Annotated in this window: 14 protein-coding genes; 9 read left to right on the forward strand and 5 right to left on the reverse strand. The window is 73.1% G+C overall.

The window, feature by feature from the left end; translation table 11 throughout:
• Positions 1 to 76: 76 nt before the first annotated feature.
• Together GVV04_RS06005 and GVV04_RS06010 are read right to left on the reverse strand one after the other, a co-directional pair.
• On the reverse strand, positions 77 to 688 hold the full coding sequence (locus tag GVV04_RS06005; RefSeq protein WP_161685327.1) for a PadR family transcriptional regulator: 612 nt from the start codon (positions 686 to 688) through the stop codon (positions 77 to 79).
• The gene (locus GVV04_RS06010; RefSeq protein ID WP_161685328.1) at positions 685 to 1,518 is read right to left on the reverse strand and encodes a DUF4097 family beta strand repeat-containing protein; all 834 of its coding nucleotides are present in this window, start codon (positions 1,516 to 1,518) and stop codon (positions 685 to 687) included. Before GVV04_RS06010 ends, GVV04_RS06005 begins: the two co-directional genes overlap by 4 nt.
• Before the next feature lie 176 nt (positions 1,519 to 1,694).
• Between GVV04_RS06010 and GVV04_RS06015 the strand changes: the two genes are divergently transcribed.
• The 5 genes from GVV04_RS06015 to GVV04_RS06035 all read left to right on the forward strand — a co-directional run bounded on the left by GVV04_RS06015 (position 1,695) and on the right by GVV04_RS06035 (position 8,620).
• Positions 1,695 to 2,351, forward strand: a complete 657-nt coding sequence (locus GVV04_RS06015; protein WP_161686708.1) for a hypothetical protein — start codon at positions 1,695 to 1,697, stop codon at positions 2,349 to 2,351.
• A gap of 183 nt (positions 2,352 to 2,534) precedes the next feature.
• Positions 2,535 to 3,473, forward strand: a complete 939-nt coding sequence (locus GVV04_RS06020; protein ID WP_161685330.1) for an ABC transporter ATP-binding protein — start codon at positions 2,535 to 2,537, stop codon at positions 3,471 to 3,473.
• A complete protein-coding gene (locus GVV04_RS06025) occupies positions 3,470 to 4,294 on the forward strand; it encodes an ABC transporter permease (protein WP_161685333.1) in 825 nt (274 codons plus the stop codon). The genes GVV04_RS06020 and GVV04_RS06025 overlap by 4 nt, the downstream gene beginning before the upstream one ends.
• 269 nt (positions 4,295 to 4,563) lie before the next feature.
• A complete protein-coding gene (locus GVV04_RS06030; RefSeq protein ID WP_161685337.1) occupies positions 4,564 to 8,322 on the forward strand; it encodes a multifunctional oxoglutarate decarboxylase/oxoglutarate dehydrogenase thiamine pyrophosphate-binding subunit/dihydrolipoyllysine-residue succinyltransferase subunit in 3,759 nt (1,252 codons plus the stop codon).
• Between the two features lie 118 nt (positions 8,323 to 8,440).
• On the forward strand, positions 8,441 to 8,620 hold the full coding sequence (locus tag GVV04_RS06035) for a DUF6104 family protein (protein ID WP_161685339.1): 180 nt from the start codon (positions 8,441 to 8,443) through the stop codon (positions 8,618 to 8,620).
• Between the two features lie 54 nt (positions 8,621 to 8,674).
• Here GVV04_RS06035 and GVV04_RS06040 read toward each other — a convergent pair whose 3' ends face one another.
• The gene (locus GVV04_RS06040; protein ID WP_161685342.1) at positions 8,675 to 9,241 is read right to left on the reverse strand and encodes a TetR/AcrR family transcriptional regulator; all 567 of its coding nucleotides are present in this window, start codon (positions 9,239 to 9,241) and stop codon (positions 8,675 to 8,677) included.
• Positions 9,238 to 9,663, reverse strand: a complete 426-nt coding sequence (locus GVV04_RS06045; RefSeq protein ID WP_161685345.1) for a hypothetical protein — start codon at positions 9,661 to 9,663, stop codon at positions 9,238 to 9,240. Before GVV04_RS06045 ends, GVV04_RS06040 begins: the two co-directional genes overlap by 4 nt.
• A gap of 158 nt (positions 9,664 to 9,821) precedes the next feature.
• Here GVV04_RS06045 and pta point away from each other — a divergent pair, with 158 nt between their 5' ends.
• Positions 9,822 to 11,891, forward strand: a complete 2,070-nt coding sequence (gene pta / locus GVV04_RS06050) for a phosphate acetyltransferase (protein WP_161685348.1) — start codon at positions 9,822 to 9,824, stop codon at positions 11,889 to 11,891.
• Positions 11,888 to 13,006 carry an acetate/propionate family kinase gene (locus GVV04_RS06055; RefSeq protein ID WP_161685351.1) on the forward strand — a complete coding sequence of 373 codons (1,119 nt, stop codon included), beginning with the start codon at positions 11,888 to 11,890 and terminating at the stop codon, positions 13,004 to 13,006. Before pta ends, GVV04_RS06055 begins: the two co-directional genes overlap by 4 nt.
• Before the next feature lie 116 nt (positions 13,007 to 13,122).
• Here the strand turns inward: GVV04_RS06055 and GVV04_RS32110 are convergent, their stop codons facing one another.
• Complete coding sequence (locus GVV04_RS32110; RefSeq protein WP_201752981.1) at positions 13,123 to 13,299, reverse strand: hypothetical protein; 177 nt, start codon at positions 13,297 to 13,299, stop codon at positions 13,123 to 13,125.
• 197 nt (positions 13,300 to 13,496) lie between these two features.
• On the opposite strand from GVV04_RS32110, the gene GVV04_RS06060 reads away from it, so the two are divergent.
• Together GVV04_RS06060 and GVV04_RS06065 are read left to right on the forward strand one after the other, a co-directional pair.
• Positions 13,497 to 14,363: an alpha/beta hydrolase family protein gene (locus GVV04_RS06060; protein ID WP_201753098.1), complete on the forward strand. Its 867-nt coding sequence runs from the start codon at positions 13,497 to 13,499 to the stop codon at positions 14,361 to 14,363.
• A gap of 213 nt (positions 14,364 to 14,576) precedes the next feature.
• On the forward strand, positions 14,577 to 15,137 hold the full coding sequence (locus tag GVV04_RS06065) for a nucleotidyltransferase domain-containing protein (protein WP_328822228.1): 561 nt from the start codon (positions 14,577 to 14,579) through the stop codon (positions 15,135 to 15,137).
• Positions 15,138 to 15,163: the final 26 nt, after the last annotated feature.

Raw genomic sequence — 15,163 nt, forward strand, 5'->3', positions numbered from 1 at the left:
GCCGTCCATCATCCGTGACATGGCTGCGCCCACGCTGGGCGGTTGCTGGAAAAACCCTGAGAGCCCGCCGGGCCGGTCAGCGCAGCAGGTGGCGCAGCCCGTCCAGGGCGCCGTCGAGCACCCGGATCGCCGTGCGGAGCTGGGCGTCGCTGGGCTGGCCGGCGCGGACCAGGCCGCCGACCTCGACGGTGAACGCGGCCAGCCGCTGGTCGAACTCGCCCAGCAGGGGCGACTCCCCCGCCGGGGCGGCCGGCCGCGCCGGGCCCGGGTTCGGCGGCTCCCACCTGGCACGCCGGGTCTGCCGGGTGGCCTCGCGCAGCTCCCGCTTGAGGTCCTGGACCGAGCCGCGCACCTCGGAGCGGATCTCGCCGGCCAGGGCGGAGAGGTCCGCCACGGAGGCGCTGATGTCGGACTCCAGGGTGGCCAGCTCGCCGGCCCGCTGGCGCAGCTCGGCCCGGCCCGGCTCGGTGATCTCGTAGACCTTTCGACCACCGGCGGCGGTGTGGGTCACCAGCCCCTCGACCTCCAGCCGCTGGAGCCGGGGATAGATGGTGCCGGCGCTGGGCGCGTACAGGCCGAGGAAGCGGTCCTTCAGCAGGAGGATCAGCTCGTACCCGTGCTTGGGGCCGTCGTCGAGGAGCTTGAGCAGGTAGAGCCGGAGCCGCCCGTGGCTGAACACGGCGGTCACGGCAACTCCTCCTCCTTTTCGTCGTCGACGGGGCGGGCGAGCAGCGCGATGCTGCCGGAGGTCGCGGACGCCCAGAGCTTACCCGCGCCCGTGCCGATGACCCCCTCGCTGTCCCGCACTCCGCCCAGCCTGGCCCGGTCGCGCACCTCGGGGAACCCGCTGGTGATCCGGCCGGAGGTGGTGTGCAGGTGCACGGCGAGGTCGCTGTCCCGGCGGACCCGGACGGTGATGGCGCCGGAGATGGTGTCGAGCCGGATCTCCCCGTCGCGCGGGTTGTCCAGGTCGCAGGTGATCTTGCCGGAGACGGTGTGCGCGCGGACCGTGGCGGCGGCGCTGTCGGCGAGGACCACCTCGCCGGAGACCGTCTCCAGGATCAGGTCGCCGGCGGCGTCCAGCGCCTCCACCCGCCCGGAAACGATCTTCGCGGTGGTCCGGCCCCGGACGCCCATCAGGGTGATCTGCCCCGTCGTGACCTTGGCCTGGGTCTGCCGGCTCAGGCCGGAGGCGACCAGTGCCCCGACGACCAGGGTCAGGCCGGTTGGCACCTCGGCGGGGACGGCGATCGAGACGTCGGCCCGGAAGCGCTGGACGAGCTGACCGAGCCACCAGAGCATCCCGGGCCTCCTCGGGTGCCGTTCGTGCCGGACGGTCAGCACGCCGTCCCGGTGCTCGACGATCACCGGCCGACGGCTGATCCGGGTGACGTCCACCCGGGCCGGGCCGTCCGTGCCGACCACGTTGAGCCGCCCGGAGACCAGGTTGACCTTCAGCGAGGTGACCGGCTCGTCCAGGGTGAGTCGCTGCGGGCTGTCGACAGTCCAACTGGCCATGGTTTCCTCCCCGGCCGGACGTGCCCGAGCGGCGCGTCCGCGAAGGAAATGTAACGCGATACATCGCGACTGAGCAAGGCTGTCGCGTGTCGGGAAGGCGTCCGGAAGGACGCCGCCGGGCGGGATGAGATGGTGGTCCGCGTCACCGGCGACGCCAGGAGGGACCGTCCATGACAGTGATCATTCCGGCGCGATTCAACGGGCCGCCCGGCTCGGGCAACGGCGGCTGGGCCGCCGCCGCCCTCGCCGCCGCTGCTGGGCACGACGGGCCGGTCGAGGTGACGCTGCGGCAGCCGCCGCCGCTGGAGACCCCGCTGACCGTGGCCGGCGGGGAGGTCCGCGACCCCGGTGGCCGGCTCGTCGCCGAGGTGCGGCCGGCCGGGGACACCCCGGAGGCGGTGCCGCCGGTGAACCTCGGCACGGCGCGGGCCGCCGCGGCGGCGTACCCCGGGCTGGCTGAGCATCCCTTTCCCGGCTGCTACGTCTGCGGGCCGGACCGGGTCGACGGCCTGCGGATCTTTCCCGGCCGGCTGCCGGACGGGCGGACGGCCGCGCCGTTCACCGTTCCGGCCGAGGCCACTCCCGAGACGGTCTGGGCGGCGCTGGACTGCTCCGGGGGCTGGGCCGTGATCGGCCCCGGCCGCCCGTACGTGCTCGGCCGGATCGCCGTCGTGCTGGACGCGCTGCCGGCCCCGGGCGACGAGTGCGTGGTCACCGGCGTGGCGGACGACACCCGGGGGCGCAAGGCGCTGGTCCGCACCACCCTGTACGGCCCCGACGGCCGCCTGCTGGGCCGCGCCCGGGCCACCTGGATCGCGCTGCCCGGGGCGTGACCCGGCGGGCGACACCGGGCGTCTCGTCCCTGGGGAGGATGCCCTCCTGCCTGAGACGGAGCCGGGTGTAGGTGTCGCGCCTGATTGACCTGGTTGCGCCGTCTTGCCACGCTGTGCGACGGCGCATCCGCAACAGCGCCGCACACGTCGGCGCGTCCACGCGCCACGCACGGGAGGAGAACGATGTCTGACGGGCAGCGAAGCCCCACCACCGACAGCGGTCAGATCGTGGTGTCCGGCCTGACGAAGCAGTACAAGAACGTCCGGGCGGTCGACAATCTGTCGTTCACGGTCGCATCGGGGCGGGTGACCGGCTTCCTCGGCCCGAACGGCGCCGGCAAGACCACGACGCTGCGCATGCTGCTGAACCTGGTCACCCCGAGCGGCGGCGGTGCGACCATCGGCGGCCAGCGGTACGTCGACCTGGCCGACCCGCTGCGCCACGTCGGCGCGGTGCTGGAGGCGTCCAGCGCGCACAAGGGCCGCACCGGGATCAACCACCTGCGGGTGATCTGCGCGGCGGCCGGGCTGCCGAAGCAGCGGGCCGACGAGGCCCTCGCCCTGGTCGGGCTGACCCCGGCGGCGAAGCGCAAGTTCAAGGGCTACTCGCTGGGCATGAAGCAGCGCCTCGGCATCGCCGCCGCGATGCTCGGCGACCCCCGGGTGCTGATCCTCGACGAGCCGGCGAACGGGCTCGACCCGGAGGGCATCCGGTGGATGCGTGGCTTCCTCAAGGGCCTGGCCCACGAGGGCCGCACGGTGCTGGTCTCCAGCCACCTGCTGTCGGAGATGCAGCTGCTCGCCGACGACGTGGTGATCATCGCGGCCGGCAAGCTGATCCGGCAGGGGCCGGTCGAGCAGGTGCTCGGCTCGATGGCGCAGGGCGGCCAGGTGCGGGTGCGCACCCCGCAGGCCGACGAGTTGGTCGCGGCGCTGCGCGCGCAGTCCGCGACGGTGGAGACCGGCGAACACGGCGTGCTCCTGGTCGGCGGGCTGGACGCCCCGGCCATCGGCAAGGTCGCCCTGGCCGCGAAGGTGGAACTGCACGAACTGACCCCGGAGCGACCCGACCTGGAACGGGTCTTCCTGGAGCTGACGGCCGGAAAGGCGGGCATCCGATGAACCTCGTCCGATCCGAGCTGCTCAAGATCCGTACTACCAGCACCTGGTGGATCTTCGGGCTCATCTCGCTGCCGCTGTGGATCCTCGCCCTGCTGTTCAACTGGTTGCAGACCGACGCGCTGGCCGGCGGGACACTCGAAGACGTGCCGGCCGAGCAGGCCGACCAGATCCAGGCCGTGCAGTCGGCGGACAGCCTGGCCGCCAACATCTACACCAACGGCCAGTTCTTCGGGCTGCTCATCGTGATGCTGCTGGGCATCATCGTGGTGACCAGCGAGTTCTTCCACCAGACGGTGACCACCACGTTCCTCACGGCGCCGCACCGCACGGCGGTGATGATGGCGAAGCTGGTCGCCGGGGCCGTGATCGCGATGCTGTTCTGGCTGGTCACCACCGCGCTCAACCTGGTGTTCGGCGCGCTGATCCTGAACAGCGTGGACGTCGGCGCCCAGTTCGGCAGCGGCGCGGTCTGGCGGGCGGTCGGCCTGAACGCGCTGGCGTACCTGCTCTGGTCGGTGCTCGGGGTCGGGATCGGGGTGCTGATCCGCAGCCAGATCGGCGCGACGGTCACCGGCATCCTGCTCTACCTGGGTGGCTCGATCGGGGCCATCGCCGTGCTGGCCCTCCTGGCCTCCAAGTACGGCGAGTGGATCAACAAGCTCCAGGTGGCGGTGCCGTCGCTGGCGTCGTCGCTGATGGTCAGCGGGGCCGAGATCCCGGGCAACCCGCCCCGCTGGGTGGGGGCGGCGGTGCTGATCGGGTACGCCGTGCTGGCCGGCGTGATCGGCGCCCTCACCCTCCGGCGGCGCGACATCTCCTGACGCCTGCGGTCGACGCGGCGACCCGGCCCCGGTACGTGATCACCAGATCGCGTACCGGGGCCGGGCCCGTTCCAGCCGGCGGTCAACTGGACACGCGGCGTACCCCGGACTTCTGCATCTTCTGTGAAACGGACCACGCGCCGGAGCCGGAAATGCCTAGCGTGGTCCTACGGCGTAGCCTGGGAGCCGTCTTCCGTCCGCCCGCGTACCGGGGCGATGGCTGGCACCGCGTGACACACAAACCCGCGTGAAAGAGGCGATTACCGGCCGTGTCGACCCAGCAGACTTCGCAGGAGAACCCACTGGCGGGTTTCGGCCCGAACGAGTGGATCGTCGAGGAGATGTACCAGCGCTACCTCGCCGACCCAAGCAGCGTCGATTCGGCCTGGCATGACTTCTTCGCCGACTACCGGCCGGCGCCCGGCGCCGCCACGCCGCGCCCCGACGGCCAGGCCGGCAAGGCGGCTGCCGCCGCGCCGGAGCCCGCCGGGCAGCAGGAGGCCAGCGCCACCGTCGCCCGGCCGGCCGCGAAGGCCGAGCCGACCCCGGCGAAGGCCGCCGCGCCGAAGGCGGAGCCGGCCACGAAGCCCGCCGCGCAGCCGGCCCCGGCGAAGGCCGCCCCGGCGAAGCCCGCCCCGGCAGCCAAGGCCGCCCCGGCGAAGCCGGCCGTCTCCGGCCCGCAGACCACCCCGCTGCGCGGCGTCGCCGCGAAGATCGTCCAGAACATGGACGCCTCGCTCAGCGTGCCGACCGCGACGAGCGTGCGCTCCGTCCCGGCCAAGCTGCTGGTGGACAACCGCATCGTGATCAACAACCACCTCGCCCGCGGGCGAGGCGGCAAGGCCAGCTTCACCCACCTGATCGGGTACGCGATGGTCCGGGCGCTCGTCGAGCACCCGGAGATGAACAACTCCTTCGCCGAGGTCAACGGCAAGCCGGCGGTGGTCCGCCCCGAGCACGTCAACCTGGGCATCGCGATCGACCTGGCCAAGCCCGACGGCTCCCGCAACCTCGTGGTCCCGTCGATCAAGGGCTGCGAGCGGATGGACTTCCGGCAGTTCTGGCAGGCGTACGAGGACGTGGTCCGTCGCGCCCGGCGCAACGAGCTGACCATGGACGACTACTCCGGCACCACGATCTCGCTGACCAACCCGGGCGGCATCGGCACGGTGCACTCGATCCCGCGCCTGATGAACGGGCAGAGCGCGATCATCGGCGTCGGCGCGATGGAGTACCCGGCGCCGTACCAGGGGATGAGCGAGGCCACCTTGGCCGAGCTGGCCGTCAGCAAAATCATCACCCTGACCAGCACGTACGACCACCGGATCATCCAGGGCGCGCAGTCCGGCGAGTTCCTCAAGGTCATGCACGAGCTGCTGCTCGGCGAGCACGGCTTCTACGACCAGATCTTCACCTCGCTGCGCATCCCGTACGAGCCGGTGCGCTGGATGCGGGACGTCGCGGTCGACTCCGAGGGCCAGATCAACAAGACCGCGCGGGTGCACGAGCTGATCCACGCGTACCGGGTGCGCGGCCACCTGATGGCCGACACCGACCCGCTGGAATTCAAGATCCGCAAGCACCCCGACCTGGACGTGCTCCAGCACGGGCTGACCCTGTGGGACCTGGACCGGGTCTTCCCGGTCAACGGCTTCGCCGGCAAGCAGCGGATGAAGCTGCGGAACATCCTCGGCGTGCTGCGCGACTCGTACTGCCGCCGGGTCGGCGTGGAGTACATGCACATCCAGGACCCGGAGGAGCGGCGCTGGATCCAGGAGCGGATCGAGCGCAAGTACGAGAAGCCCAGCACCGACGAGCAGAAGCACGTGCTCAACCGGCTCAACGCCGCCGAGGCGTTCGAGACCTTCCTGCAGACCAAGTACGTCGGCCAGAAGCGCTTCTCGCTGGAGGGCGGCGAGTCGCTGATCCCGCTGCTCGGCGAGGTGCTGGAGTCCTCCGCCGAGGCGGGGCTCGACGAGGTCGTCATCGGCATGGCCCACCGCGGCCGGCTCAACGTGCTGGCCAACATCGTCGGCAAGCCGTACGAGAAGATCTTCTCGGAGTTCGAGGGGCACCTCGACCCGCGCTCCACCCAGGGCTCGGGCGACGTGAAGTACCACCTCGGCCAGAACGGCAAGTTCACCACCCCGGACGGCGAGCACGCCGTCAAGGTGTCGGTGGTGGCGAACCCGTCGCACCTGGAGGCCGTCGACCCGGTGCTGGAGGGCATCGTCCGGGCCAAGCAGGACCGGATCGACCTCAAGCTGGAGGGGTACACGGTGCTGCCGCTGGCGGTGCACGGTGACGCCGCCTTCGCCGGTCAGGGCGTGGTCGCCGAGACGCTGAACCTGTCGCAACTGCGCGGCTACCGCACCGGCGGCACGGTGCACGTGGTGGTCAACAACCAGGTCGGCTTCACCACCGCACCGGAGCACTCCCGGTCCAGCCTCTACAGCACCGACGTGGCCCGGATGATCGAGGCGCCGATCCTGCACGTCAACGGCGACGACCCCGAGGCCGTGGTCCGGGTCGCCCGGCTGGCGTTCGAGTACCGGCAGGCGTTCAACAAGGACGTCGTGATCGACATGGTCTGCTACCGCCGGCGCGGGCACAACGAGGGCGACGACCCGTCGATGTCCAACCCGCAGATGTACCAGATCATCGACTCGAAGCGGTCGGTCCGGAAGCTGTACACCGAGGAGCTGATCGGCCGGGGCGACATCACCGTGGAGGACGCGGAGGAGCTGCTGCGCGACTACCAGTCGCAGCTGGAGCGGGTCTTCAAGGCCACCCGGGACGCCGCCTCGGCGCCGAAGCAGCCGGCCCGGCAGCGCCGCGAGGACGAGCCCGAGCCGCAGGTGGAGACCGCCACCAGCGTCGACGTGGTCAAGGCGGTCGGCGACGCCCACGTCAACCTGCCGGAGGGCTTCACCCCGCACAAGCGGATCCAGCAGCTGCTCGACCGGCGGGCCAAGATGTCCGTCGAGGGCAACATCGACTGGGGCTTCGGCGAGATCATCGCCTTCGGCGCGCTGCTGCACGACGGCGTCACCGTCCGGCTCGCCGGGCAGGACTCGCGCCGTGGCACGTTCGTGCAGCGGCACGCGTCCGTGGTGGACGCCAAGACCGGCGCCGACCACCTGCCGTTGCAGTCACTCACCGCCGACGGCGAGCGGTCCCGGTTCTTCGTGCACGACTCGCTGCTCAGCGAGTACGCGGCGATGGGCTTCGAGTACGGCTACTCGGTGGAGAACATCGACGCGCTGGTCTGCTGGGAGGCCCAGTTCGGCGACTTCGTCAACGGCGCCCAGTCGGTGATCGACGAGTTCATCTCCTCCGGCGAGGTGAAGTGGGGCCAGCGCTCTGCGGTCACCCTGCTGCTGCCGCACGGCCACGAGGGCCAGGGCCCGGACCACACCTCCGGCCGCCCGGAACGGTTCCTCCAGCTCTGCGCCGAGGACAACATGCGGGTGGCCATCCCGACCACCCCGGCGAGCTACTTCCACCTGCTGCGCCGCCAGGCGCTGTCGCCCAAGCGCAAGCCGCTGGTGGTGTTCACGCCGAAGTCGCTGCTGCGGCACAAGCTCTGCGTGTCCCCGGTCGAGGACTTCGCCACCGGCACCTTCCAGCCGGTGCTGCCCGACACCGCCGCTCCGGCGCCGGAGCAGGTGAAGCGGGTGCTGCTCTGCTCGGGCAAGGTCTACTACGACCTGTTCCAGGCCCGGGCCGACCGGGGCGTCACCGACACCGCGATCATCCGGATGGAGCAGCTCTACCCGCTGCCCGTCGAGGAGATCCGGGCCGCCCTGGCGCAGTACCCGAACGCCGAGGACTACGCCTGGGTGCAGGAGGAGCCGGCCAACCAGGGCGCGTGGAGCTTCGTCGCGCTCAACCTGCTGGAGCACCTGAGCGAGATCCGGCTGCGCCGCATCTCCCGCCCGGCCGCCGCCGCCCCGGCGGTCGGCTCGGCCAAGACGCACGAGGTCGAGCTGAACGCGCTGATCGAGGCGGCCCTGCCCCGCCCGTGACCTGACCGCACCGCGCGCAGCGGGGCAGCGACCGTCACCACGACGGCCCGCTGCCCCGCTCGCGTCGGCGGACCACCCGACCCGGCCGCCGGCCGGGCCCAGGAATGAGGACGTACGGATGTACTTCACCGATCGCGGGATCGAGGAACTGGTCGAGCGCCGAGGCGAGGAGCAGGTGAGCGTGGAGTGGCTGGGCGAGCGCCTGCGCGACTTCGTGGACCTGTTCCCCGAGTTCGAGACGCCGATCGAGCGCTTCGCCACCTGGCTCGCCCGCCTCGACGACCCCGACGACGAGTAGCCGCCGGTACCGCTGCGGGGGCGTGCCACCCGACGCCGGCCCGACCCGGTCCGGTCACGATCCGGCCGCGCCGCTTTCGGCCGGCCCGGGGTCGGGGGGTTCGACTGCATCGGAAGGAGCGGCCCGAGCGTCACCGGCCCGCTCGGCGAAGGCGCGCGCCCAGACCGCGTCGACGTCAGCCCCGGGCGGGAACCGTCCGGCCAGTTCGAGGTCGACCAGCCCGTGCGCCAGGCCCCAGAGCACGCGCGCCTCGGTCAGGTCTCCCCCGGTCATCCGGAGCAGCGGTACGGCGGCAGCCGCCTCCACGCCGGGTGCGAGGCGCTCGCGCGCCAGCGGCAGCCGGGTGGCGATCTCGTACAACCGGGGATGCCGCAGCGCCCAGGCGCGGTAGGCGACGGCGAGCGAGGGCAGATCGGGTGCAGCCTCCAGGGTCGCGCCGAGCCGCTGCAGGGCCCGCTGTTGCAGGGCGGCCTCGATCTCGTGCTTGCCCGCGACGTGCTTGTACAACGAGGGTGCCTGGATGCCCAGTTCGTCGGCGAGCCGGCGCATCGTGACGGCCTGTGGTCCGGCGCGCTCCAGCAGGCGTTCGGCCACGTCGACGATCTCCTCGCGGCGGGTCACCGACGCGGCTCCGCCACCCAGCCCCGGCAGAGCACGAACGCCACGACGAGCAGCACCGACAGGGCACCGTCCCAGGCCAGGATGGTGCCGGTCCCCTCGATCGCGGGGTTGCGCGAGTAGGCGAGCGCGGTCACGGTCATGGCCACCTTGTGGAGGATGACCAGCGGCCACACCCCCCGGTAGCCCCGGGGACGCACGGCCAGCAGGGCGAAGAGCCCGGCGAAGACCACGAAGCCGTACGCCCGCCACGTCTCGACCACCGTGCCGGCCGGCTCCGCGTCGGCCACGGTGCCGTACGCGCCCAGCGCCGCCGCCACCGCCGCCACGGCGGCCAGCCAGAGCAGCGCCCGGCCGATCCGGTCCCGGACCGGCCCCCCGCCGGTTGTCGCGGGTCGGGCTCCCATGGTCGTCATTGCGGTCATCGCGGCACCGTCCTCAGGTGTGGCTAACACTGTTAGCCACGACGTTAGCGAACGCCGTTAGCCTGGTCAAGGCCCCGCAGCGACGCCCGCCTCCGGACCACCGGCACCGGGCCGAAGGACCCGAGCGGGGGGGTAGCGCGATCTTGTAACGTGAGAGCGTGGCACGCAGCGTGTACCTGACCAGCGTCGGTTCCGGCGGAGGCAAATCGACCATCGCGCTCGGCCTCGCCGAGCTGCTCTCCCGGCAGGTCGAACGGATCGGCGCGTTCCGGCCGCTGGTCCCCGGCCGTGGGCCCGACCAGATCCTCGCCCTGCTCACCGAGCGCTACCGGATCGAGATCCCGGTCGACGAGCTGCACGGCTGCACCTACGCCGAGGCGAGCGCGCTGGTCGCCGACGGCCGGCGGGAGGAGCTGATCTCCCGGATCGTCGAGCGGTACCGGGACGTCGAGCGGCGCTGCCCGGCGATGGTGGTGGTGGGCAGCGACTTCGCCGACGGCGGGGACGGCGCGGGCCCCCGCGAGCTGGCCTTCAACGCCCGGCTGGCCACCGAGTTCGGCAGCGTGGTGGTGCCGGTGATCGACGGCTTCGGGCAGGAGCCGGAGGCGATCGCGGCCGCCGCGCGTGGGGCGTACCACGATCTGGAGGACCTCGGGGCGACGGTGCTGGCGGTGATCGCCAACCGGGTGCCGGGGCCGATGACACTGCCGGAACTGCCCGTCCCCACGTACGCCATCCCGGAGGTGCCGGCCGTGTCGGCGCCGACGGTGGCCGAGGTGGCGGCGGCGCTCGGCGCCACCCTGCTGGCCGGCGACGACGCCGCGCTCGGCCGCGACGTGCTCGACTACGTGGTCGGCGCGGCGCACGTGCCGACCCTGCTCGACCACCTGACCGAGGGCGCGCTGGTGATCACCCCCGGCGACCGGGCCGACTTGGTGGTGGCGGCGAGCGCCGCGCACGTCGCCGGGCAGGTATCCCTGGCCGGCGTGGTGCTCACCCTCGGCGAGCAGCCGGACCCCCGGGCGATGAAGCTGGTGGAGGGGCTGAACACCGGGTTCGCGGTGCTGTCGGTGCCCAGCGACAGCTACGACACGGTGGCCGCGTCCAGCCGGATCGAGGGGCGGCCCAGCGCCGCGAACCCGCGCAAGGTGGAGGCCGCCCTCGGCGCGTTCGAGAGGTGCGTCGACACCGAAGCCCTGTCCCGTCGGCTGCGGGTCAGCCGCTCCGAGCGGGTCACCCCGCTGATGTTCGAGTACGACCTGATCGACCGGGCCCGGGCCAACCGCCGGCGCCTGGTGCTGCCCGAGGGGACGGAGGAGCGCATCCTGCGCGCGGCGGAGATCCTGCTGCGCCGGGGGGTGGCCGACCTGACCCTGCTGGGCCGCGCCGACGACGTCGCCCGGCGCACCCGGGAACTCGGCATCGACATCACCGGCGCGGACGTGGTCGACCCGGCCACCAGCGAGTGGCGCGACGAGTTCGCCGAGGCGTACGCGAAGCTGCGCGCCCACCGGGGCGTGACGGTCGAGCTGGCCCACGACGTGGTGGCCCAGCCGAACTACTTCGGCACGATGATGGTGCACACCGGGCACGCCGACGGGATGGTCTCCGGGGCCACCCACACCACCGCCGCGACCATCCGCCCCGCCTTCGAGATCATCCGCACGGTGCCCGGGCTCTCGGTGGCCTCCAGCGTCTTCTTCATGCTGCTCGCCGACCGGGTGCTGGTGTACGGCGACTGCGCGGTCAACCCCGACCCGGACGCCGCCCAACTCGCCGACATCGCCACCTCCTCGGCCGACACCGCCGCCCGGTTCGGCATCGAGCCGCGGGTGGCGATGCTGTCGTACTCGACCGGGGACTCCGGGGCGGGGGCGGACGTGGAGAAGGTCGCGGCGGCCACCCGGCTGGTCCGCGAGCGCCGCCCGGAACTGCTGGTGGAGGGCCCGATCCAGTACGACGCGGCGATCGACCCGAAGGTCGCGGCCACCAAGCTGCCCGACAGCGCGGTCGCCGGGCGGGCCACGGTGTTCATCTTCCCGGACCTGAACACGGGCAACAACACGTACAAGGCGGTGCAGCGCTCGGCCGGGGCGGTGGCCGTCGGCCCGGTGATGCAGGGCCTGCGCCGGCCGGTCAACGACCTGTCCCGGGGCGCCACCGTCCCGGACATCGTCAACACCGTCGCGATCACCGCCATCCAGGCCGCCGCCGGGGAGTCGTCATGATTCGGGTACTCGTCCTCAACTGCGGTTCCTCGTCGGTGAAGTACCGGCTGTACGACGGCGACGAGGCCCGCGACTCCGGGACGGTGGAGCGGGTCGGCGAGCCGGGGGGCGGCCCGGCCGACCACGAGACGGCGGTCCGGGAGATCCTCGACCGGCTCGACCTGGCCGGGCTCACCGCCGTCGGGCACCGGGTGGTGCACGGCGGGCGGCGCTTCGCCGAGCCGGTGCTGATCGACGACGCGGTGTTCTCGGCGATCGAGGACCTCGTCCCGCTCGCCCCACTGCACAATCCGGCGAACCTGGCCGGCATCCGGGTCACCCGCGAGGCGCTGCCCGGCGTGCCGCAGGTCGCCGTCTTCGACACCGCGTTCCACCACACCCTGCCCGAGGCCGCCGCGACCTACGCGATCGACCGGGACATCGCCCGGCGGTACGACATCCGCCGGTACGGCTTCCACGGCACCTCGCACGCGTACGTCTCCCGGCGCACCGCCGAGCTGCTGGGCCGGCCGTACGAGGAGCTGAACACGATCACCCTGCACCTGGGCAACGGGGCGAGCGCCTGCGCCGTGCAGGGCGGGCGCAGCGTGGCCACCTCGATGGGGATGTCCCCGCTGGAGGGCCTGGTGATGGGCACCCGCAGCGGCGACCTCGACCCGACGATCATCTTCCACCTGCGCCGCGAGGGCGGCCTGGGCGTGGACGAGATCGACGACCTGCTCAACCACCGCAGCGGCCTGCTCGGCCTGACCGGGGTCAACGACATGCGCGAGGTGCTGGCCCGCCGCGACGCCGGTGATCCGGCCGCCGCGCTCGCCTTCGACGTCTACCGCCGCCGGATCACCGGGTACGTCGGGGCGTACTACGCCCTGCTCGGGCGGGTGGACGCGATCACCTTCACCGCGGGGGTGGGCGAGCACGCCGCCGCAGTGCGGACCGCCGCGCTGGCCGGGCTGGAGCGGCTCGGCATCGCCGTCGACCCGGGGCGCAACGCCGGCAGCGGCGACCGGGTGATCTCCCCGGACGGCATGGAGGTCGCCGTCTGTGTGATCGGCACCGACGAGGAGCGCGAGATCGCCCGGGAGACCCGCACGGTGGCCGGGACGGCCCACTGACCCCGCCCTGCCAAGCACCGGCACCGGCCGGCCAAGCCCAGACCACGAGCGGCCAAGCACGGGCCCGGCCGGTCAGGCCCAGCCGAGCCTCCGCCGGGCCGGGTCGCCGGGGCCGGTCAGGCCAGGGCCAGCCAGGCGACCACGGCCACCAGCACCACCGCGACGACCGCGACGCCGGCGATCAGGGGAGCCCGGGACGCCGTCGGGACGGTCGGGGTGGCGGCCTCCGGCGCGTGGGCGAACGCCCGGAACTGCTCTGTGTTGCCGCTCGGGTCCAGGTACTTGTCAGACATGGGCCAGACCATAACCAAGGCGGCCCGGCCGAACCGCCCCCAGGCTGGCGAATCGCCGCAGGACCGCCGGATCGGGGGAGCCGCCCCCGCCGGGTGGCTTCGCCGACCGGTCCGGACGGCGGGGGCCCGCCGGCCCCGGGCCGCCTACCGTGGGGGGCGTGGGGGGCGTGGGGGTGCGACGGCTGATCGCCGTGCTGATGACGGCGCTGCTGGTCGGCTGCGGCCCGGCCACCGCCGCCGCTCCCGGCGGGGAGCCGCCCGCCCGGTCCGCGCCCGCCGGGGCGTACCCGGTCGGGGTGCGGACGTTCACGCTCGACCCGGCCGGCGCGCGCCCGCTGCCGGTGACCGTCTGGTTTCCGTCCGGCCCCGGCGGGGTCGCCCGGGGCCGGTTCCCGGTCGTCGTGTTCAGCCACGGGCTGGGCAGCCTCCCCGAGCTGCACGCCCCGCTGACCACCCGGTGGGCCGCCGCCGGGTTCGTGGTGGCCGCTCCGGCGTACCCGCACACCCGACGCGGGGCGGCCCGGTTCACCCGGGCGGACGTGCGCAACCAGCCGGCCGACGGCTGGCGGCTGATCCGGCACCTGGTCCGCCTCGACGCCCGCCGGGGCGACCCGCTCGCCGGCCACCTGGACGTCGCCCGGTTCGCCGCAGCCGGGCACTCGGCGGGCGGGTTCACCAGCGCCGGGATGCTCACCTCCGGGCACTCCCCCCGGCTGCGGGCGGGCGTCGTTATCGCCGGGGGCGGCCTGGCCGGCGCGTTCGCCGGTCCCTCCGCGCCGGTGCTGTTCGTGCACGGCGACGCCGACCCGGTGGTGCCGGTGACCGTCGGCCGGGCCGCGTACGCCCGCACGCCCGGCCCGGCCGCGTTCCTCACCCTCACCGGCCAGGGCCACGGCGCGTACCTGACCCCCGGCCACCCCGGCTTCCCCCAGGTCCTCGCCACCACCACGGACTTCCTCCGCTGGGCCCTCTACGGCGACCCCACCGCGCTCCACCGCCTCCCCACCGACGCCCGCTCCCCCGCCACCACCTGGCTCCCCCGCCTCCCCACCCCGCCCCTCTGACCCCCGCCCCAGACGAGATGGGCCTGTCTCGCGGGCCTGCCTCGCTAAGGGTGTTTCCGGCGATCTTGCAGTTGCCGCCCCGACATTTAGTGCGAAAGGTGCGAATCGTGGGCCCTAAGTGCAAGATCGCGGGAGTGAGGGGTGGCGGGGTGGGTTGGGTTGGGTTGGGGTTGGGTTGGGGTGACGGGAGGGGTGGGCGTAGAGGGGCGGCAGGTGAGGGCTATCGGCGAGGTGCTGGAGGTGGCTCGGGAGGGTGGGATGGGGGTTTGGCTGCGGGGTGGGTGGGCGATGGACTTCCACCTCGGCGAGGTGACCCGGCCGCACCTCGACGTCGACTGGTACTGCTGGCGCGACGACGTCGACCGGCTGTGCGCCGCGCTGCTCGGCCGGGGCTGGCGGGTGGATCCCCGGGTGCCCGTCGACACGCAGCTCGACCTGCTGCGGGACGACGTCGAGCTGAGCTTCGCGTACCTGACTCGGGACGCGTCGGGGCGGTTGGTGGTGGGCGGCGGGCCCTGGGCGGGTACGCCGCTGCCGGAGGGGATGCTCGACGGGCCGCCCGGCCGGATCGGCGACCTGACCGCGCCGATCATCTCCGTGGCCGCCCAGATCGAGTTCAAGGAGATGTATCCGATCTGGATGCCGCAGCGGCCCCGTCGCTCGAAGGACATCGCCGACATCGCCCGCCTCCGCGCCGCCGCCACGCGTCCGGCGGCCCCGACCGGCCGAGCGGGTCCGACCGGCCCAGCGGGTCCGACCCCGCATTCCGGGTGATCGGCCGCTCGCCTGTGGTCCGATGC

This window comes from Micromonospora rubida, from assembly GCF_009908295.1.
GTDB lineage: Bacteria > Actinomycetota > Actinomycetes > Mycobacteriales > Micromonosporaceae > Micromonospora > Micromonospora rubida.